At 71.9% G+C, this 20,077-nt stretch carries 20 protein-coding genes; 4 read left to right on the forward strand and 16 right to left on the reverse strand.

The genetic code is table 11. The features are described from left to right. Positions 1-37: 37 nt before the first annotated feature. From BM339_RS16750 to BM339_RS16775, 6 genes are all read right to left on the reverse strand, one after another. Complete coding sequence (locus tag BM339_RS16750; RefSeq protein WP_021596473.1) at positions 38-223, reverse strand: Ms5788A family Cys-rich leader peptide; 186 nt, start codon at positions 221-223, stop codon at positions 38-40. Next, positions 220-645, reverse strand: a complete 426-nt coding sequence (locus tag BM339_RS16755) for a TlpA family protein disulfide reductase (RefSeq protein WP_075021627.1) — start codon at positions 643-645, stop codon at positions 220-222. Before BM339_RS16755 ends, BM339_RS16750 begins: the two co-directional genes overlap by 4 nt. Positions 646-694: 49 nt before the next feature. After that, the gene (locus BM339_RS16760; protein WP_075021443.1) at positions 695-1,417 is read right to left on the reverse strand and encodes a zf-HC2 domain-containing protein; all 723 of its coding nucleotides are present in this window, start codon (positions 1,415-1,417) and stop codon (positions 695-697) included. Continuing rightward, entirely contained in the window at positions 1,414-1,971 is a 558-nt protein-coding gene (locus BM339_RS16765; protein ID WP_033333625.1) for a sigma-70 family RNA polymerase sigma factor, read from the reverse strand. Before BM339_RS16765 ends, BM339_RS16760 begins: the two co-directional genes overlap by 4 nt. Positions 1,972-1,974: 3 nt before the next feature. Next, positions 1,975-2,682, reverse strand: coding sequence for an LmeA family phospholipid-binding protein (locus BM339_RS16770; RefSeq protein ID WP_075021444.1), 708 nt, complete (start codon positions 2,680-2,682; stop codon positions 1,975-1,977). 114 nt (positions 2,683-2,796) lie between these two features. Then, positions 2,797-3,051 carry a MoaD/ThiS family protein gene (locus BM339_RS16775; RefSeq protein WP_021597027.1) on the reverse strand — a complete coding sequence of 85 codons (255 nt, stop codon included), beginning with the start codon at positions 3,049-3,051 and terminating at the stop codon, positions 2,797-2,799. A gap of 224 nt (positions 3,052-3,275) precedes the next feature. Here BM339_RS16775 and BM339_RS16780 point away from each other — a divergent pair, with 224 nt between their 5' ends. Continuing rightward, positions 3,276-3,992, forward strand: a complete 717-nt coding sequence (locus tag BM339_RS16780) for a winged helix-turn-helix transcriptional regulator (RefSeq protein ID WP_024936309.1) — start codon at positions 3,276-3,278, stop codon at positions 3,990-3,992. 8 nt (positions 3,993-4,000) lie between these two features. On the opposite strand, the gene pstB is transcribed toward BM339_RS16780, so the two are convergent. The 5 genes from pstB to mshD all read right to left on the reverse strand — a co-directional run bounded on the left by pstB (position 4,001) and on the right by mshD (position 9,009). Beyond that, positions 4,001-4,777: a phosphate ABC transporter ATP-binding protein PstB gene (gene pstB / locus BM339_RS16785; RefSeq protein WP_075021445.1), complete on the reverse strand. Its 777-nt coding sequence runs from the start codon at positions 4,775-4,777 to the stop codon at positions 4,001-4,003. A 15-nt stretch (positions 4,778-4,792) separates the two neighbouring features. Further along, positions 4,793-5,698: a phosphate ABC transporter permease PstA gene (pstA, locus tag BM339_RS16790; RefSeq protein WP_075021446.1), complete on the reverse strand. Its 906-nt coding sequence runs from the start codon at positions 5,696-5,698 to the stop codon at positions 4,793-4,795. Then, positions 5,695-6,675: a phosphate ABC transporter permease subunit PstC gene (gene pstC, locus BM339_RS16795; RefSeq protein ID WP_075021447.1), complete on the reverse strand. Its 981-nt coding sequence runs from the start codon at positions 6,673-6,675 to the stop codon at positions 5,695-5,697. The genes pstA and pstC overlap by 4 nt, the downstream gene beginning before the upstream one ends. Before the next feature lie 92 nt (positions 6,676-6,767). Further along, the gene (pstS, locus tag BM339_RS16800) at positions 6,768-7,871 is read right to left on the reverse strand and encodes a phosphate ABC transporter substrate-binding protein PstS (protein WP_021597032.1); all 1,104 of its coding nucleotides are present in this window, start codon (positions 7,869-7,871) and stop codon (positions 6,768-6,770) included. A gap of 277 nt (positions 7,872-8,148) precedes the next feature. After that, on the reverse strand, positions 8,149-9,009 hold the full coding sequence (gene mshD / locus BM339_RS16805; RefSeq protein WP_412521122.1) for a mycothiol synthase: 861 nt from the start codon (positions 9,007-9,009) through the stop codon (positions 8,149-8,151). A 127-nt stretch (positions 9,010-9,136) separates the two neighbouring features. On the opposite strand from mshD, the gene BM339_RS16810 reads away from it, so the two are divergent. After that, a complete protein-coding gene (locus BM339_RS16810; RefSeq protein ID WP_075021449.1) occupies positions 9,137-10,816 on the forward strand; it encodes a bifunctional metallophosphatase/5'-nucleotidase in 1,680 nt (559 codons plus the stop codon). A gap of 74 nt (positions 10,817-10,890) precedes the next feature. Here BM339_RS16810 and BM339_RS16815 read toward each other — a convergent pair whose 3' ends face one another. The 5 genes from BM339_RS16815 to BM339_RS16835 all read right to left on the reverse strand — a co-directional run bounded on the left by BM339_RS16815 (position 10,891) and on the right by BM339_RS16835 (position 18,060). Then, positions 10,891-12,054, reverse strand: coding sequence for an inorganic phosphate transporter (locus BM339_RS16815; RefSeq protein ID WP_083597677.1), 1,164 nt, complete (start codon positions 12,052-12,054; stop codon positions 10,891-10,893). Next, positions 12,051-12,668 (reverse strand): DUF47 domain-containing protein, encoded by a 618-nt coding sequence (locus tag BM339_RS16820; protein WP_075021450.1) that lies wholly within the window; start codon positions 12,666-12,668, stop codon positions 12,051-12,053. The genes BM339_RS16815 and BM339_RS16820 overlap by 4 nt, the downstream gene beginning before the upstream one ends. 346 nt (positions 12,669-13,014) lie before the next feature. After that, positions 13,015-13,206, reverse strand: coding sequence for a hypothetical protein (locus BM339_RS16825; protein ID WP_021597037.1), 192 nt, complete (start codon positions 13,204-13,206; stop codon positions 13,015-13,017). 232 nt (positions 13,207-13,438) lie between these two features. Further along, positions 13,439-17,449 carry an AAA family ATPase gene (locus BM339_RS16830; RefSeq protein WP_143118466.1) on the reverse strand — a complete coding sequence of 1,337 codons (4,011 nt, stop codon included), beginning with the start codon at positions 17,447-17,449 and terminating at the stop codon, positions 13,439-13,441. Between the two features lie 89 nt (positions 17,450-17,538). Continuing rightward, on the reverse strand, positions 17,539-18,060 hold the full coding sequence (locus BM339_RS16835) for a gamma carbonic anhydrase family protein (RefSeq protein ID WP_021600229.1): 522 nt from the start codon (positions 18,058-18,060) through the stop codon (positions 17,539-17,541). A gap of 236 nt (positions 18,061-18,296) precedes the next feature. On the opposite strand from BM339_RS16835, the gene BM339_RS16840 reads away from it, so the two are divergent. Further along, a complete protein-coding gene (locus tag BM339_RS16840) occupies positions 18,297-19,352 on the forward strand; it encodes a DivIVA domain-containing protein (RefSeq protein ID WP_083597678.1) in 1,056 nt (351 codons plus the stop codon). 82 nt (positions 19,353-19,434) lie between these two features. Further along, on the forward strand, positions 19,435-19,965 hold the full coding sequence (gene def, locus BM339_RS16845) for a peptide deformylase (protein ID WP_024934592.1): 531 nt from the start codon (positions 19,435-19,437) through the stop codon (positions 19,963-19,965). The last annotated feature ends 112 nt before the right edge of the window (positions 19,966-20,077 follow it).

Consider the following 20,077-nt stretch of genomic DNA (forward strand, 5'->3'; position numbering starts at 1 on the left):
AGCGGAAAGGTGCTCGGGGGCGGACGGGCTCGATGCCTCAGACCATGCGACAGAGCGAGGCGGCCACGCGGCAGAAGTCGACCGCGCGGCGCTTCGTGAGCATCTGCTCTGTCCAGTAACGCACGGACTCGATGTTAAGCGGCAATCCACGCGCTGTCACTTCCGTCTCGCCTTGCGAGACAGTGATATTCGTCTTATCCCAGGTCATCCCGATACGGCTCACGGAATGACCTCGCCCAATGCCGCGATGACGTCGGGTTTGCGGGGCGCTCCCGTGGCGCGGCGGACGACACGCCCGGCGGCGTCCAGGACGAGGACGGTCGGCGTCCGGACGACGTTCAGCCTCCGGACGAGATCGAGATGCGCCTCCGCGTCGAGCTCGACGTGCGCCACGCCGTCGACCATCCCGCTCACCTCGCCGAGGACGCGGCGGGTGGCGCGGCACGGCGCGCAGAACGCGCTGGAGAACTGCAGCAGGGTCGCCTTCTCGCCGAGCTCGGCGCCCACGTCGTCCGGCCCGATGGTCTCGGTCACCTCGCCGCCCTTCTCCCCGCGGGCGCGCAGCACCCCGTCACGGTGCCGCCGCACGAGGCCGAACACCGTGGCCGCGATGAGGACCGCCACCGCGATCCATAGTCCGGTCATCGGCATGGACAACTCCCGGAAGCGGGGACTTCTTCCCCGGGCCGTCCCCTCAGGTGGGGATCGTGAGCAGCGGCTGCCCGTCCAGGCCGACGACCTCGAACGAGAACAGCTGGCCGCGCGGGAACATCGTGGACCCGCGGTACTCACCGTAGCCCTCGTCGTACGGGACGTACCAGCTGCCGAGCGCGTCCCGGCGGCCGTCCCGCGCGATCACCAGCAGCCGGCAGTGCGAGCCCTTGGGGACCCCGGCGAGGTGCAGCTCCACCTCCGTCCCCCACGCCTTGCGGTGCAGCAGCACGTACCCCTTGATGTTGGTCTTCGGGTCCGCCGCGTTGATGCGCTCGCCCTGCACCGCCGACCCGGTCGGCGTGGCGGACGGCGGCGCGGCGACGGTGCCGCCGTCCCGGGACGGGAACAGCAGCGCGCCGGCCAGCACCCCGACGACCAGCACCAGGCACGCGGCCGCGGCGAGCGGGACCCACCGCGCGCGCCCGCCGGCCATGCGCCCCAGCGGGCCGAGCCATCCCCTCCGCCGTTCGGCGGCCCTGGCCAGCAGCCCGTCCAGCAGCTCGGGCGGCGGCCCGGCGATCTGCTCCAGCTGCGCCTCGTCGACCCGCCCGAGCAGCGCGGGCAGGCCGGCCATCCCGGCGAGCTCGTCCCGGCAGGCGGGGCAGCCCTCCAGATGGGCCTCCACCTGGCTCCGCTCCCCGGGGTCGAGCGCGCCGAGCATGTACACACCGAGCGCGGTGCGCACGTCCGCGCAGTCGTTCATGGCGCCAACCCCCGCTCCTCCAATGCGAGTTTGAGCGCCCGCAATGCGTAATAGGTGCGGGACTTGACCGTGCCGGGCGGGATCCCGAGCGCCTTGGACGCCTCCGCCACCGACCGGCCCTTGTAGTAGGTCTCCACCAGCACCGCCCGGTGCGACGGGCTCAGCCCCGCGAGCGCCTCGGCGACCGTCCAGGACTCCAGCGCCCGGTCGATGTCGTCCGAGCCCGCCGCGGTCATCATGAGCTGCTCGTCGATGCCCGTCTCCGGCGGCCGGGCGCGCCGGGCGCGATGGGCGTCCACGACGAGGTTCCGCGCGACCGTGAACAGCCACGGCCGCGCGGGGCGCCCCGCCAGCGCCTCCGGATGCCGCCAGGCGCGCAGCAGCGTCTCCTGGACGACGTCCTCGGCCTGGGTCCGGTCCCCGCCGGTCAGCCGCAGGACGTAGCCGAGGAGGGGACCCCCGTGCTCGCTGTACAGGGCGCGAAGCAACCCCTCATCCGCCGTCGGTCCCACACCACTGACACGTACGTCCTCGCGGCCCGGTTCACCGGACACGGGTCATTTCTGTTCCGCCCGCAGATCGTTCAGCCGGACGTTCTGGGCGGTCGCGGAGACGCGCAGCCCCTCCTCGGTCGGCTGGATCTCGCTGATCCGCGACCCGACGGGCAGGTCGGCGACCGGCACGGTCCAGGTGAGCTGCCGCTTCACGAGGGCCAGCGGGATCTGCGCGGCGCCGTTCGACCCCACCGACACGGGCGTGATCGCGATGCCCTTCGCGGTCGGCTTGACCTCCACCACCGCGGTGCCGTTCACCGGGACGCCGAGCACGGCGCCGGTCATCTCGACCGACAGGTCGTCGCCCTTCGGCCCGATCCGCTTGACCTCCTTCGGCGCCTCCTTCTGGATCATGTCGTAGGGGATGACGGCGGAGGCGGTCGCGGTGCGCGCGGTCACGTTCGCCGCGCTGCCCTTGGTGACCTCCGACAGCGGCGCCTCCACGCCCCGCAGGTCGACCTTGACGCCGGTGACGGTCACGCCCTGCTCCGTCAGGTCGCCGACGGCCACCTCGATGCGCTCGTACTCGCCGCCGACCGCCTGGGTCAGGAACGGGATGCCGTGGATCGTGACCTCCGGCTGCTGCCGCAGGTTGTTCTGCGCGGCCACCTGCTCACCGATCTTGTCCTGCGCGACCCGGACCCCGATCCGGTCCGCGGCGACCAGCGCCACAGCCACGAGGATCAGCAGTACCAGCAGTACCTTCCGCATGTCTCTCCTTCGGGCTCCGGCATGCGATCGCCACACGATAATGGGCGAACGACCCGGAAGGCGTCGCACCGGGGAATGACCGTGCGACCGGGAGAAATCACCCTGCCGGTGGGATCAGCCGCCCGCGAACGGCGGCAGCACCTCCACCACACCGCCTTCCGGCAGCATCACCGACTCGTGCGGACGGGTCCCCACCGGCTGCCCGTCGATGAGGAACGAGCTCCGCCCGACGACCCGCGCGAACTCCCCGCCGCGCCCGTCCCCGGCCGCGGCCACCGCCTCCGCCAGCGTCACCGCGTCGTACGGCTCCTCATGGGTCCCCGCGGCCGCCTTAGCGGCCGCCCAAAACCGCAACGTGCCCTTAGCCATGGCTTCAGTCTCCCAGGGAGCGACCTCCGGGGTGTGTGTGGGCGGGCGCTCATTGCCGTTCGGGGCGGCTCGGTTATGCTCTTGGGGAGGGATCCGGGCGACGAGGCCATGGAGTTCATCTGAATGCCCTTCATGGTCGCCTCGTTCTCGAGTCGCCGGCCGTTGCCGGGGCTGGAGGGTGAGCCGCCTGGGTCCTACGTCTTTTTCGGACGGGAGGCGGGCACTTGAGCAGCTTGCTCTTGCTGACCAACGCGCTGGAGCCCTCGGACGAGGTCCTGCCCGCGCTCGGGCTCCTGCTGCACTCCGTGCGCGTCGCGCCCGCCGAGGCGTCCGCGCTCATCGACGCGCCGCCCGCCGACATCGTGCTGGTCGACGCGCGCCGCGACCTGGTGCAGGCCAAGAGCCTGTGCCGGCTGCTGCGCACCACCGGGCTCGACTGCCCGCTCCTCGGCATCGTCACCGAGGGCGGGCTCGCCGCGCTGAGCCCGGAGTGGGGCCTGGACGACGTGCTGCTGCAGGGCGCCGGCCCCGCCGAGGTCGAGGCGCGGCTCCGGCTCGCCGTCGGGCGCGCCGCGGCCGTCACCGACGCCGACGAGGTGCCCGGCGAGATCCGCAGCGGCGACCTCACCATCGACGAGGCGACCTACACCGCCCGGCTCCGGGGGCGGGTCCTCGACCTGACCTTCAAGGAGTTCGAGCTGCTGAAGTACCTGGCCCAGCATCCGGGCCGGGTCTTCACCCGCGCCCAGCTCCTCCAGGAGGTCTGGGGCTACGACTACTTCGGCGGCACGCGGACCGTCGACGTGCACGTCCGGCGGCTGCGCGCCAAGCTCGGCGCCGAGTACGAGTCGCTGATCGGCACCGTGCGCAACGTGGGCTACCGGTTCGTGCCCGACCACCGTCCCGGCGAAGCCGAGGACAGGACCCCCGCACGCGCCTGACGCCCGCCTCAGCCGAAGCGGCCCGTGATGTAGTCCTCGGTCGCCTTCTGCTCCGGGTTCGCGAAGATCTTGCTGGTCTCGTCGATCTCGATGAGCTTGCCCGGCTTGCCCGTCCCGGCGATGTTGAAGAACGCGGTGCGGTCGCTGACCCGCGCGGCCTGCTGCATGTTGTGCGTGACGATGACGATCGTGTACTGCGTCTTCAGCTTCTCGATCAGGTCCTCGATCGCGAGCGTGGAGATGGGGTCGAGCGCCGAGCAGGGCTCGTCCATCAGCAGGACCTGCGGCCGGACGGCGATCGCGCGGGCGATGCAGAGCCGCTGCTGCTGGCCGCCGGACAGGCCCGCGCCGGGCTTGCCGAGCCGGTCCTTGACCTCGGTCCAGAGGTTGGCGCCGCGCAGCGACTCCTCGACGACCTCGTCCAGCCGGCCCTTGCGGCGCACCCCGTTCAGCTTCAGGCCCGCCGCCACGTTGTCGTAGATCGACATCGTGGGGAACGGGTTGGGCCGCTGGAAGACCATGCCGACGACGCGGCGCACCGCCACCGGGTCGACGGACGAGTCGTACAGGTCGTCGTCGTCCAGCATGACCTTGCCCTCGACGCGGGCGCCCGGGATGACCTCGTGCATCCGGTTGAGGGTGCGCAGGAAGGTGGACTTGCCGCATCCCGACGGCCCGATGAACGCCGTCACCGAGCGCGGCTCGATCGACATCGAGATGTCCTCGATGGCGTGGACGCCGCCGTAGTAGGCGTGAAGCCCGGAGACCTCGATCCGCTTGGCCATTTCCTCTCCTCTGTGTCAGCGGCCCGCGGGGGCCTTGCGGCGTGCGACGAACCGGGCGACGAGGTTGAGCAGCATGATGATCCCGATCAGCACGAGCGCGCCCGTCCAGGCCCGGTCGATCGAGTTCTGGTTGGGGTCGGCGGCCTGCTCCCAGATGAAGGTCGGCAGCGACGCCTGCGGGCCGTTGAGCGGGTCGTTGTTGATCGCCTTGGTGAAGAAGATCGTCAGCAGCAGCGGCGCGGTCTCCCCCATCACGCGCGCGACGGCCAGCATCACGCCGGTGACGATCCCGGTCATCGCGGTCGGCAGGACGACGAAGCAGACCGTCCGCCAGCGCGGCACGCCCAGCGCGTAGGACGCCTCGCGCAGGTCGTTCGGGACGAGCTTCAGCATCTCCTCCGTGGCCCGCACCACGGTCGGGATCATCAGGATGGTCAGCGCGAGCGACCCGGCGAGCCCGGAGAAGTCGAACCCGAACGTCAGCAGCCACAGCGCCAGCACGAACAGGCCGGCGACGATGGACGGGATGCCGGTCATGACGTCCACGGTGAAGCTGATGATCCTGCCGAGCCGGCCGTTTCCGGCGTACTCCACCAGGTAGATCGCGGTGAGCACGGCGATCGGGACGGCGATCAGGCTGGTGATCGCGACTTGCTCCAGGGTGCCGATGATCGCGTGGTAGGCGCCGCCGCCCGGGTCGCTGCCGCTGACGGCGTTCATCGAGAACTGGAAGAACGTCACGTCGAGCCGCTTGGCGCCGTTCACGACGACCGTCCACAGCACCGACACCAGCGGTACGAGCGCCAGCGCGAACGCCAGGTAGACGAGCCCCTGGACGGCCCGGTCCTTGAACCTGCGCCCGGCCGACACCGAGGTGAGCGAGGTGTCCGGCGCGGACGGGCGCGTGGAGACGGTGGTCACACGAACTCCTTCCGGCGCGCGACGACCGCGCGGGCGGCCATGTTGACGAGCAGGGTGATGACGAACAGCACGAGGCCGGAGGCGATCAGCGCGCCGCGCCCGGTGGTGGACGCCTCGGCGAAGCTGTTGGCGATGTTGGAGGCGAACGTGGCGCCGCCGTCCTCCAGCAGGTGGATGTTGATGCCGGGCACGTAGGTCAGCACCATCGCGACCGCGATCGTCTCGCCCATCGCGCGGCCGAGGCCGAGCATCGCGCCGCCGATCATGCCGGAGCGGCCGTAGGGCAGCACGGCCATCCGGATCATCTCCCAGCGGGTGGCGCCGATCGCGAGCGCGGCCTCCACGTTGGCCCGCGGGACCTGCAGGAACACCTCGCGGGAGATCGACGAGATGATCGGCAGGATCATGATGGCGAGCACCACGGAGGCGGTGAAGATGGAGTTCTTGCCGGGCGAGTCGCCGCCGAACAGCGGGATCCAGCCGAGCGCGCCGTTGAGGAACCCGCCGATGCCCTCCATGTGCTGGGACAGGAAGGCGAGCCCCCAGAGCCCGTAGACGATGCTGGGCACCGCCGCGAGGAGGTCGACGATGTAGCCGAGCCCGGAGGCGAGCCGCCGGGGCGAGTAGAAGGAGATGAACAGCGCGATGCCGACCGCCACCGGCGTCGCGATGAGCATCGCCAGCAGCGACGACACGATCGTGCCGAAGGCGAGCTGCGCGATGCCGAACTCCGGCGGCGTCGCGTTCGGGTTCCACTCCTCGGCGGTCAGGAAGTTCGCCTCGTTGTCCTGGAGCGCCGGGATGGCCTTCCAGACGAGGAAGACCGCGATCGCGGCCATGATCAGCAGCACGGTGATGCCGGAGCCGCGGGCCGCCGCGGCGAAGATCCGGTCACCGGCCCGGCCGGTGCCCATCCGCACCCCGCCGGCGCGCTGTTCGACGCCGGCGGCCGTCTCGACGCCGGTCTCGCTCGTCACGGGACGTCCCCCTTCGATCATGTCGGCGGAACCCGGAGCGGCCCCGCCGCCGAGGTGCTCGGCGGCGGGGCTGCTGGTCCCGTCGTCCGCTGTCAGGACAGGGCCTTCACGGATGCCTGGACCTTGGTCAGCACGCTCTGCGGCAGCGGCGCGTAGCCGTGGTCGGTCAGCACCTTCTGGCCGTCCGCGCTGGAGGTGTAGGTGAGGAAGGACTTGACGAACCCGGCCTGCTCGGCCGGCAGCCCCTTCTCGCACGCGATCTCGTAGGTGACCAGGACGATCGGGTAGGCGCCCGGCTCCTTGGTCGCGTAGTCGATCTCCAGGGCGACGTCGTTGCCGGTGCCGACGACCTTCGCCCCGGCGACGGCCTTGGACGCGCTGTCCGGGGACAGCGCGGTGAACTCGCCGGCGCCGTTCTTCACCTGGGCGGTCTGCAGCTTGTTGTTCGTCGCGTACGACATCTCCACGTAGGAGATGGCCCCCGCGGTGCTCTTCACCTGGCTGGTGACGCCGTCGGACTTGGGCGCGCCCTGGCCGGTGGAGTTCGGCCACTTCTTGGCCTTCTCCCACGTCCAGATCTTCGGCGCGGTGGTGTTCAGGTAGTCCGTGAAGTTGTCGGTGGTGCCGGATTCGTCCGAGCGGTAGACCGGCTTGATCGGGTCGCCCGGCAGTTCGGCGCCCTGGTTCTCCTTGGCGATCGCCGGATCGTTCCAGTTCTTGATCTTGCCGGAGAAGATGCTCGCGATCGTCTCGGGCGACAGCTTCAGGCCGTCCACGCCCTGCAGGTTGTAGACGACGGCCACGGGGCCGACGACCATCGGCAGGTTCAGCGCGCTGCTCCCCTGGCAGCGCTTCTGCGCGGCGGTCGCCTCCTCGGGCTTGAGCGCCGAGTCCGAGCCGGCGAACGCCACCTGCCCGCTCGTGAACGCCTGGATGCCGGCGCCCGAGCCGCTCGGGTTGTAGTTCAGGTTGGCGCCCGCGCACTTGGACGCGTAGAGCTTCGTCCACTCCTCGATCGCGTTCTTCTGCGCGCTCGACCCGGCCGCGTTGACGCTGGCCTTGGCGCAGTCGATGTCACCGGCCGGCGCGCCGCTCGAACTCGCCGTCGTGTTGTTGTCGCTCCCACAGGCGGAGAGGGCCAGCGCCCCCGCGACGACCACGCCGCCGAGGGCGGCGAGTCGGGAACCGTTCTTCACCGGAGGGTCTCCTCTGAGTCTGGTCGGGCGGGTCCCCCGAGCCGCCCCGGCCGTGGGCCGGACGGCGGGTTCGCCGTCGACAGCGACGCTAGGCAGGCGAGGTGACCAGCCGCCCCGATCCAGGTGAACGGCGGATGAACGCCATCGTGCACGGTTGGGAAGAATGTCCCGATTTGCCATGGACGCCGGGTTAACAGCGCAGCTCAGACGTCCAAAATCCAGGTCGAGGAACACCCATCACGGTTTGGCTCCCCAGAGGTAAGGGAAGTGCCGCCGATCAGGCGGGGCCGGTCCCGTACATGACGTCGACGGCGTAGCGGGTGAACCCGAGCGACTCGTACAGCCGGACGGCCGCGACGTTCGACTCGTCCACGTAGAGCATGATCTGATCCAGCCCCGCGTCGCGCAGATGGTGCAGGCCCGCGAGGGTCAGCGCGCGGCCGAGGCCGAGGCCCTGCGCGTCCGGGTCGACGCCCACGACGTAGACCTCGCCGATCCCGCCCGGGTGCACCTTCGTCCAGTGGAACCCGGCGAGCCGGCCGCCCCGCTCGGCGAGGAAGAAGCCCGCCGGGTCGAACCAGCCCTCGCCCTCCCGCTCGCGGAGGTCGTCCATCGTCCAGGCGCCCTGCTCGGGATGGTCGGCGAACGCGCGGGCGTTCACCTCCAGCCAGGCCCGCTCGTCCCGGCCCGGCTCGAACGCGCGGATCGAGACGCCCTCGGCGACGCGCACGTCCGGCAGGGGATCGGACGCCGGGCGCCGCATCTGGAAGAGCGCGCGGACCCGCGTCATCCCCTCCGACTCCGCCAGCGCCGCGGCGGCCGGCAGGTCGCCGTGCGCCCACACCCGCAGCGGGCCGCCGGCCTCGTCCAGCAGGGCGCGCAGGAGCGCCCGCCCGTGGCCCCGGCGCCGATGATCAGGGTGCACGACCAGTTCGGCCGCCGCGGGCTCCTCCTCCGTCGCCGGGTCGAGATGCGCGTACGCCACGACCGCGCCGCCCTCGGCTATCGCCAGACCCGACCGCCCGCCGCGCAGCGCCAGCAGCGCGTGCTCCGACAGCGGCCCCACGCCGTCCGCCTTCTCCGCCGCCTCGGCCAGCGCCAGCGCCGGCGCGACCTCACCGTCCCTCAGCGCCCGCAGTTCACCCACGGGCCCACCCTATGCGGCCGGACGAACAGGATGATCGACATATCCCCTGATCAAGTTGTCACAAAAACGTCATCGAGCCGCCGGGAACCGTATGCCGGACGGATCTACCGTCCACAGAATGACTCGACGACGCACCTTCCTGGCCTGCGCCGCGGCGGGGCTGACGGTCGTGGGCGTGGCCGCGCAACCCGCCGCCGCGCATCCCGCACCGACCGCGTCCGTACGCCTGCTCGCGCTCAACGACTTCCACGGCAACCTCGAACCGCCGTCCGGAAGCTCCGGCCGGGCCATCGACGAGAACGGGGAGACCGTCCTCGCCGGTGGCGCCGCCTACATCGCGACCCACCTCAAGCAGCTGCGGAACCGCGACACCCTCACGGTCGCGCAGGGCGACCTGATCGGCGCCTCACCGCTGATCTCCGCCGCCTACCACGACGAGCCGTCCGTCCAGTTCCTCGGCGACGTCGGCGTCACCGCGTCCGCGGTCGGCAACCACGAGTTCGACGAGGGCTACCGGGAGCTGCTGCGCATCCAGAACGGCGGCTGCCACCCCGCCGACGGGTGCTCGCCCGCCGGGAAGTGGCGCGGCGCGAAGTTCGACTACCTCGGCGCGAACGTCCTGCTCAAGAAGAACGACCGGCCCGCCATCAGGCCGTGGACGATCCGCCGCGTCAACGGCGTCCGGGTCGGCTTCATCGGCGTCGTCACCAGGACCACCCCGAGCATCGTCACGGCCGAGGGCATCAAGGACCTGACGTTCCAGGACGAGGTCCAGGCCGCGAACCGGGCCGCCCGCGAGCTGAAGAAGCACCACGTCCGCGCCATGGTGCTGCTCGTCCACGAGGGAGACCAGGTCAAGCCGGACGCGCGGCCGGACGAGTGCGGCATCGTCCCGGGCGCCGGCTCCCGCATCGCCCAGGAGGCCGACCCCGAGATCGACATGGTGCTCTCGGGCCACACGCACCAGCAGTACGTCTGCTCGGTCAGGGACCCCAAGGGCGCTCCCCGCCTCTTCTCCTCCGGCTCGTCCTTCGGCCGCGTGATCACCGAGGTGAACCTCAAGGTGAACCGGCGGACCGGCGACATCGTCCGCTCCTCGGTGAAGGCCGACAACCACGTCGTGACGCGGGACGTCCCGCCGGACCCGGCGACGGAGAAGTTCGTCCAGACCTGGAAGGAGCGGGTCTCCGTCATCGCCGACAAGCCCATCGGCAAGATCACCGCCGATCTGACCCGCACCCCCTCCGCGGCGGGCGAGACCGCGCTCGGCGACGTCATCGCCGACGCCCAGCTCGCCGGCACCCAGGACCTCGGCGCCCAGGTCGCGCTGATGAACCCCGGCGGCGTCCGCACCGACCTCACCTACGCCGCGAGCGGCTCCGAGGGCGACGGCGTCGTCACCTACGGCGAGGCGTTCGCCGTCCAGCCCTTCAGCAACGTGATGGGCGTGACGTCGCTGACCGGCGCCCAGCTCGACGCCCTCCTCGAACAGCAGTGGACGTCCGCGGGCGAGAAGATCCTCCAGCCGTCGGCGAACCTGCACTTCACCATCGACCGCTCGAAGCCGGTCGGCGACCGCGTCTCCGCGATCACCATCGGCGGCGCCCCCGTCGACCCGGCCGTCGCCTACAAGGTCGCGGCGAACAACTTCCTCCTCGGCGGCGGGGACGGCTTCACGGTCTTCACCGAAGGCACGGACCAGGTCCTGGGCCAGATAGACCTGGACGCCTTCGTCGCCTACTTCGCGGCCCAGGGCACCATCGCACCCCCACCCCTCGACCGCATCTCCGGCCAGTAGGCGGGAGGACACCGCGACGGCCCGCCGCCCTCCCCACGCGGCGGGCCGTCGGCACGTCTAGGCCCGGAAGAGGCTCAGGCCCCGAAGAGGTGGACGAGCCAGTAGACGACGGCGGCCACGGCCGCGGCCATCGGCATGGTGAGCACCCAGGCGACGAGGATGTTGCCGGCGACGCCCCAGCGGACCGCGGAGAGCCGCTTGGTGGCGCCCGACCCCATGATCGCCGAGGTGATCGTGTGGGTGGTGGAGATTGGAGCGTGCCAGATGAACGCGGTCGCGTAGAGGACCACGGAGGCCGTCGCTTCAGCGGCGAAGCCCTTCGGCGGATCGACCTCGATGACCTTGCGGCCCAGCGTGCGCATGATGCGCCAGCCGCCCGCGTAGGTGCCCGCGGACAGCGCCCCGGCGCACACGATGACGACCCACCAGGGGACCGTGCTGCCGTCCGCGTGCCCGGTCGTGACGAGCGCGAGGACGATGATGCCCATCGTCTTCTGGGCGTCCTGGAGGCCGTGGCCGAGCGCGAGGGACGCCGCCGACATCGTCTGCGCGATCCGGAAGCGGCGGCCGACCCGGCTCGGATTGGAGCGCCGGAAGATCCACAGGATCGCCACCATCGTCAGGTAGGCGAGGCAGAACCCGACCACGGGCGAGACCACCATCGGGATGGCGACCTTGTCGATCACGCTCTGCCAGTTGACCGACGACAGCGAGGCCAGCCCGGCGCCGACGACGCCGCCGATCAGGGCGTGCGAGGAGGACGACGGCAGCCCGAAGTACCAGGTGATCAGGTTCCAGGTGATCGCGCCGAGCACGCCGGCGGCGACCACGGTGAGGCCGTGCAGGCCGCTCGGCGGGGTGATGACCTCGCTGACGGTCTTGGCCACCCCGACGCCGAGCAGGGCGCCGATCATGTTCATGGCGGCGGCCATGCCGAGCGCGACCCGCGGGGTCAGCGCCCGGGTGGACACCGCCGTGGCGATCGCGTTCGCCGCGTCGTGGAACCCGTTGGTGTAGTCGAACACCAGGGCCACGACGACGACGAGGACGAGCACCGCCATCTGCGCGTCGGTGCGGAGGCCGAGCGCGCCCGCGACCATGACCACCAGCACGCCGGCCAGCAGCAGGATCCACGCACGCCCCGTCACCCGGCGGGTGGCCTGCTCCCCCAGCGTCTCCTCGGCGCCGGCCGAGGGTTCGCGGGTGAGGGTCGCGCCGGAATCCTCGGCCTTGCTCATGATTCCTTGACCGCGATGGTCTCGACCGTGTTGGCGACGTGCTCGAACGCGTCGGCGGCGTCCTCCAGCCGGTCGATGACCTGCTTCAGCTTCAGCACGGTCAAGGTGTCGTACTCGCCGCTGAACAGCTGTGCCAGCAACTTGCGGTAGACCTGGTCGCCCTGGTTCTCAAGCCGGTTGATCTCGATCCAGTACTCGTTGAGCTCCTTCATCGAGCGCAGCTTCGGCATGGCCTCCGCGGTGAGCTCGGCGGCCCGCTCCAGCACCTCCACCATGTTGACGATGCCTTTGGGGAACTCGTCGATCTTGTAGAGCGCGACGAGGTCGGCGGCCTCCTCCATCTCGTCCATCACGTCGTCGATGTCGGACGCCAGCCGGTAGATGTCCTCGCGGTCGAAGGGGGTGATGAACGTTTCGTTGAGCCGCCGCATGATCGCGTGAGTGCACTCGTCGCCCGCATGCTCGCAGGCGCGCATCTTCTCGGCGATCGCGGCCCGGTCGGAGCCGTCGCTGATGAGTTCCACGAGCAGCCTGGCGCCGGTGACCAGGTTGTTCGCCGAGTCGGCGAACATGTCGTAGAAGCTGTCCTCACGCGGCGTGAGACGCAAGCGCACGTCGTTCTCCTGATGTGCCGGAACAGTCCGCAGAGGATCGTAGGCGCTACCAGCCGTAAAAAGAACCTTTGCCCCAGCTTCTGCTGGTGTCCGCCATCCTCTCACCTACATGATTGCCCTGGATCACCAGGTACATACCCCGCGGACTCCCCCCTATCTGGCGGAACGCCCTCGGGCGCGGGGCCGGTGGGCGGTCTACCTGCGCGGCGATGTTGATCAGGCGTGAGATTCGTTACATTACCGCTACATAGAGCATCCGGTTACGGCACAACCCCAGCCGGGGCTTCGGTGTGTCTGAAAAGACGAACCGGGGACGCCCTCAATCGGCGTCCCCGGCAGGCGGTGATCAATCCTGTGGCGTCAGCTCACGACGACCGGCTTCGTCGGACCGCACTCCGAGCACCATGTCGATCTCCGCGACGGTCAGCGGCCGTTCCGCCGCCGCCACCGCACTGAGCATCTCGGCATAGAGTTCGATCTCGTCCAGCGCAACACGGTCGTGGACGCGCAGATCGAGATTCTGGCGCACCGCGTCCACCTCCGTTCGTTCCCCACACCCGAGTCGAGGCTACGCGTCCGACCCCGGCGCGCACATGACCCAAGAGGGCCATTCGCGGGCCACTCCGACCCTGTCCGTCCGGGGGACGCCCCGGCGTCCCGGCCGCCGCTCCCCGGCGGCCCCGGAAGGACGCACCCCGGATTGTGTAGCCTTCCCGGGTCATGCCCATCTGATGCAGATGTCCTATTCATTCCGGGACGGACGGGCCCGGTCAGCCACCCGGGCGGAAGTCGCCGAGCATCTGCTCCAGCGTCGATTCGGGCAGGTCACGGGCCGTCAGGCGGGCCACGGTCGCCGCGTTGACGTCGGCGCCGGCCAGCCGGGCCGCCTGCCGCGCGACCGTCTGCTCGAACAGCGCCCTGACCGTGCGCGCGTAGGCGAACCGCTGGTCCTCGCGCATCCGCGAGAACCGGCTCAGCAACTCGACGCGCAGTTCCTCGTCCAGCATGTAGAGGTCGCGCTCGGCGTAGCTCTGGAACAGCTGGACCAATTCGCGGTCCCCCATCGGGGTGAACTCCAGGACCCGGCCGAACTCGGCGCGGAAGGCGGGGTTGCCCGCGAGGAAGCCCTCCATCTCCGCCGCCGGGCTGGTGCAGACCACGATGAACCGGGACGCCCCCTGGTTCATGCGGCGCAGCAGCTCGGCCACCACGGCCGGGGACCGGTCGAGCCGGTACGCCTCCTGGATGAGCAGCACGCCGCCGAGGGCCTGGTCGACCATGCCCGCGACCCGGTTCTCGGTGTCGACGCGGTCGCGTCCCGCCAGATGGACGGGACGGCACGCCACCACGTGCCCCGACTCCAGCAGCCCCAGCGCCGCGTAGATGCCGCCGACCAGGCCCGCCACGGTCGTCTTGCCCGTCCCCGGCGGCCCGACGAAGACCAGGTGCCGCGCGTCGCCGCCGGACACCCCGTACCGCGCCCGGTCGGCCGCGAGGCCGGCCTCGTCGGCCAGTTCCAGCACGGCCGCCTTGACCTCGTCCAGCCCGGTGAGCTGGTCGAGCTGCCGCAGGTAGCCGTCGATGTCGCCGGGCGGGCGCAGCGCCGGCTCGATCCCCTCGGCCACGCCCGCGAGGTCGTCCGGCGTCAGCACGAGCCGGTCGTGGGACGCCCCCGCGCGCTCCATGTTCCGCTGGGCGGCCTGGTCCAGGTACGCCTCGACCAGGCGGGCGTTGACCAGGTCGCCCGGGCCGCGGAGCCGCTCCAGGTCGGCGCGCGCGACCTCCAGCGCCGCCGCCCCGATCGTGACGCGCCGCTCGTCCGCCAGCAGGTGCAAAAGCGTCATCCGGTTGTCGAGGTCGGCGAAGTCGGGCAGCCGGTGGACGCGGAACGCCTGCACGAGCTTCGGGTGCTCCTGGAGCAGGCGCTTGTAGGCGCGCGGCTCGCACGTCGCGATCACCGGCGTCGTGTTCACCGGGTCGCGGCGGGCGCGGCGCACCGCCCCGACGACCGCGGCCGGGTCCGCCGCGCCGGAGATGGCCACGTCCAGCCGCTCGAAGAGGATCACCGGGCCGGGCTGCCCGAGGAGCCGGCCGATCCGCTCCGGCGGCGCGTTGCGGACGTCCTCGGCGTCGTGCGCGCGGATCGCCCCGTCGCCGAGGCCGGCGTTGGCCAGCGTCAGCGCGATCATCCGGGACAGCCGGCGCTGCCCGGAGTGGGGGGCGCCGACCAGCAGCACCCCGGGGACCCCGGACTTGATCGAGCTGGGCGCGCCGTCCACCCGGGTCCGCTCGATCTCCTCGCCCGCCGGTGCGTTCCACTCCTCGGCCTGCGCGCGCAGCTCGCCGAGGAACTCGGCGGCGTCGTGCTCGCCGTACAGGAAGCCGAACCCGAACCGCTCCAGGACGCGGCGGGTGCTGCGGTCGCGCGGCGGCGGGATCTCGTGGACGGGCTGCTCGGGCGACGGCGTGTCGTCCAGGAAGTCGAAGTCGCCGACCATCGTCTTGGACATGACCTTCGTCCCGGGACCGGCTCCCGGGACGGGTTGCGGCGGGGGCGCCTGGTCGTCCTCGAGGTCGCCGGGGCCGAGGACGCGCGTGCCGGGCGGCCGGCCGGGTTGCGGCGGCACGGGCGGGACGGGCGCGCCGGCCTGCGGCGATCCCGCCTGGTCCTCCACCCGGGTCGCGTACGGGTCGAACGCCTGCGGCTGCTGCGGTTGCGGCTGCTGCGGCTCCGGCGGGGGCGGGACGGGGCTCGGCGGCTGGACGTTCGGCGGGGACGGGGGCGCGGAGCCCGCCGGCTGGTAGCCCAGCTGCGTGTACGGCGGCACGAAGTTCTCGTCCTGCTTCTCCTCCTCGGGCGGGGAGAAGCCGCCGGCCTGCTGCTGGGCGGCGGGCGCGGGGCTCGCCTGCACCGGCTCGGGCGCGGCGGGCTGGGGCGGCCCCGGCGGCGGGGCCTGCATCGGCGCGGGCGCCGGGCTCTGCATCGGCGCGGGCGCCGGATTCTGCATAGGCGCCGGGCTCTGCATCGGCGCGGGCGCCGGATTCTGCATCGGCGCGGCGCGCTGGAAGCCCAGTTCGGTGTAGGGCGGCGCGGCGCTCCCCTCGTCCTTCTCCTCCTCGGCGGGCGAGGCCCCGCCCATCATCGGGTCCGGCGGCGCGAACCCGGGGGAGTCGAACGCCGCCTGCGGCGCCGGGGGCTGCCCGGCCGGTCCGGGCGCGTTCTCCAGGCCGGGCTGGGCGGGCGGCTGGACGAACGGGCGGTCCGGCCCGGCGGGCGCCTGCGCCTGGGGTGCCGCGCCGGGCGCGAGGCCCGGCTGGCTCTGCATGTTGAACGGGGACGGCTGCGGTGCGGGGTTGGGCGGCGGCGTGGACGTCGGGGCCGCGGCCGTGGCGCGGGCCCGGTTGCGGCCGATGATCCCGGCGACGACCGCGGTCGGGACGGGGAAGCCGCGCGGGCGGGCGGGCATGCCGCCGAGCCGGCACCACGCCAGGTCGACCTCGTACGTCGCGGCGAGCAGCGACTCGGCGCCCGGCCCGGACCCGGCCGCGGACCGCAGCGGTTCCGGGAGGCGCATGTCCTGCGGCCACAGGCGGCGCAGCGGGTGCCCCTTCTGCTCCGACACCGCCTGCACGGTGTAGCGGATCTCGGGGTCGAGCCAGGGGACGATGGTGCCCACCATGTCCTTGCGGACGACGTCCAGGTCGGCGGCGAGCAACGCGGCGGCGACCAGCCGGGGCTCGATGTAGGCCGGTTCGGCGGGGTCGCCCGAGAGCTCGGCGATCAGCTCGCTGAGCGTGTAGAAGGCGTGCCGGAAGTTGTCGCCCGGCGAGCTCTCGTTCCGCAGCGCGGGGACCAGGTTGGGCGGGCACCGCGTCAGCCACTGCTGGACGATCGCCTGGTCGCCGTAGGGCAGCGCCCCGTAGTCGACGGTCGGGTTGGCGAGCGTGGCGCCGAGGATGGCGAGCAGCGCGTCGGCCCTGGCCTGGAAGCGGATGTCGTCGCGCAGCGCGCTGGCGACGGCCCACATCGTCCGCAGGACGACGACCGCCGCGTCCACCCGGCTGGCCCGCAGGCGCTCGGAGTACAGCGCGACGAGGGTCTCCAGGGCGGGCGGGGTGAGCCAGCGCGGGCCGTCGACGTCGGGGAGGGGCCGGGCGCGGTAGGGCTTCCAGAGGTCGAGCATCTGCGCGTCCAGCCGCGAGTCGAAGGCGGGCGCGGCCGAGCACCACAGCATCACGCCCCACGCGACGGCGACCGTGGACGGCGTCTCGCTCGTGAACTCCCGCCACCAGTGCGGGTAGTCGGGGGCGGGCAGGGTGGCGGCGGACTCGACGGTCGACCGGACGCGGGAGGTCAGCTCGGTCGCGAACCCGTGCGCGACGAAGGGCAGCCCGGACGGCGGGTCGTAGGAGAAGTCGGGCCCGGCGGGGATGACGTGCGGCGGCAGCGCGGGCACCTGCGCCTGCCCCTGCTGCGCGGGCCGCGCGGCCATCCGGACGGCGGGGATGCGGGGCGGCGGGCAGAGGTACCACTGTCCGTCGGACGGGTGCAGCCGGTACCAGCGGGCCCACGCCCCGAACAGCCACCACGTCCCGTCCGGGAGGACGAGCATGCGGCCGGCGATGGCGTGATGGCGCTGCTGCGGAGGCGCCGACGGCCACCATGCGGCGGCCACCATCGCCCTCGTGTCGCGCTCCGCCTCCGCGAACGGATCCTGCCCCGCCTGGGGGCTGGGCGGCGGAGCACTGCCATAGCCCGGTCCCCACACCACGATGGTCATCGTAGTCAGCAGAAACCGGGCGGAGCGGCCCCCACCGGCCGAGGAGCCGCGTCCTCGCAGGTCAGATGGGCCTCAAATCGGCCCCTGGGTCAGCGCCACTGCGCGGTGCGGTGCCGCTCGGCCTTCTTCACGTACGTATCGGGGGTGTACTCCAGCACCGCCCGGTCGTCGTCGGTCAGCTCCCGGACGATCTTGCCGGGCGTCCCGGCGACCAGCACCCCGGAGGGGATCTTCTTGCCGGGCGGGACGAGGGCGCCCGCCGCGATGAGCGTCCCGGAGCCGACGCGGGCGCCGTTCAGCACGATGGCGCCGATCCCGATGAGCGAGCCCGTCTCGATGTGGGCGCCGTGCACCATCGCCTTGTGGCCGAGGCTGACGCGGTCCTCCAGGACGGCGGGCAGCCCGGGGTCGGAGTGCAGGCAGCTGAGGTCCTGGATGTTGCACTCGTCGCCGACGACGATCTCCTCGTCGTCGCCGCGCAGCACCGAGCCGTACCAGACGCTGGACGCGCGTCCCAGCCTCACCCGCCCGACGACGACCGCCCCGGGCGCGACCCACGCGGTCGCATCGATCGTCGGAGTGTCCTCGCCCAGCGTTCCCAGGTAGCTCATGGCGCCGATGGTAGCCGCCGCCCCTTGGCACCTTTTCGCCGGAGTTCGGGTGCTTTGTCACCACCGTCCAGATGAAGAAACGGCAGCGAGAAGCGTGTTCCGGTTGCGCGAATGGGGTGGACCGGACAAGAGTCGGTTCCGACGTCTCCCCACCGTGGGCAGCTCACCGGCGGGCGAGGATCGCATTCTGGCCGACCCTGACGGGGTGATCCCCGCCAACGACCCCCCAAGGCATCATGAGCAACGAAGCCGAAATCCTGCCGAACCTCCTCCAAGAAGAGTCCTTCGAGATCGTCATGCGCGGCTACAACCGCCGCCAGGTCGACGACTACATCGCCCGCGCCCAGCAGAAGCACCGCGAACTCGAGGCGCGGCTCGCCCGCGCGCAGGACGAGGTCGAGCGGATCCGCCGCGAGATGGCCGAGGTCCGGGAGGCCCGCAAGCCCACCGGCGACGACCTGAGCGACCGGCTCCGCCAGATCATCAACCTCGCCGAGGACGAGGCCCAGGACAAGATCGCCGAGGCCGAGGCCAAGGGCACCGAGATCCGCGAGGACGCCGAGCAGGAGTCCAAGCGCATCATCGACGACGCCCGGTCGCACGCCGAGAAGAACCTCGGCCAGGCGCAGGAGAAGGCCGACACCATGCTGGCCACGGCCAAGAAGGAGTCGGAGAGCGTCCTGTCGTCCGCCAAGCAGGAGGCCGAGCAGACGGTGACCAGCGCGCGGCTGGAGGCCGAGCGCACCCTCACCGCGTCCGAGCGCCGGGCCAGCGTGATCAACGAGGGCGCGACGCAGCGGCTCACGGCGCTCACCAAGAACCACACCCAGGCCCTGCAGCGGCTCACCGAGATCAGCGACACCCTGCACCGGCTGCTCACCGCCGAGAACGAGGCGGGCCCGCTGGAGAAGATGGTCGAGGACGCCGTCCGGCAGAGCCCGCCGGCCCGCGCGCAGGCCAAGCAGGCGCCGCCCGCGCAGCCCGCCCCGGCGGCGAAGCCCGCGGCGCCGTCCGCGGCTCCGTCCTCGACGTCGACCGGCCCGAAGCCGATGCCGGCCGCGGCCAAGCCCGCACCGGCGACCCCGGCCCCGGCCGCGCCCGCCGCCCCGGCGAGCCCGCCGCAGACCGCGCCCCCGGTCAAGAAGCCGGAGCCGTCCCCCGCCGCCGACGCCCCGGCGCAGCCCGCGCCGCCGCAGCAGCAGCCCAAGCCCGCGCGTCCCGCCGACGACTCCGGCGGTCCCGCCACGGCCCCCATCCCCCCGCAGCAGCCCCGCGGCCCCATCGAGCTGTAAGGCGTTCGCGCGCCGTCAGGCGGTGCGTCCGGTCCCGAGCGGCCCGGACGCACCGCCTGACGCGTTCTATAGGATCTTCCGGGTGAGCAAGAGGACCCACACGCGCCGCGGAACCGCACGTCCGGTCAGGCTGCTCGGGGATCCGGTCCTGCGCACCGAGTGCGATCCGGTCCGGACGTTCGACCAGTCCCTGGAACGCCTCATCGACGACATGTTCGTCACCATGTACGAGGAGGACGGCGCCGGGCTCGCCGGCAACCAGATCGGCGTGGGCCTGCGGATCTTCGTCTACGACTGCGAGGACGACAAGGGACGCCGGCACATCGGCCACGTCGTCAACCCGACGCTCGTCGCCGCCGACGGGGACGTCCTCGTCGAGTCGGAAGGCTGCCTGTCGGTCCCCGGAATGCGCTTCGAGACCCCCCGCCACTCGCACGCCGTCGTCGAAGGCGTGGACATGAAGGGCAAGCCCGTCCGCGTCGAGGGCACCGGCTACTTCGCCCGCTGCCTCCAGCACGAGTGCGGCCACCTGGAGGGGAAGGTCTACATCGACGTCCTGTCCGGGGAGGCCCGCAAGGAGGCCATGCGGGCCATCCGCGCACTCCGCGAGTAGGACGCCCCCTTCCAGGACGCCCCCTCGCGGACGCTCAACCGATCCTCTGCCCGCATTCAGGGGACATTCAGGTTGAGATGGGAACCTCTGCGAAGATGTGGAGGGGGACTGT

The organism is Actinomadura madurae (assembly GCF_900115095.1).
GTDB classification, from domain to species: Bacteria; Actinomycetota; Actinomycetes; order Streptosporangiales; family Streptosporangiaceae; genus Spirillospora; species Spirillospora madurae.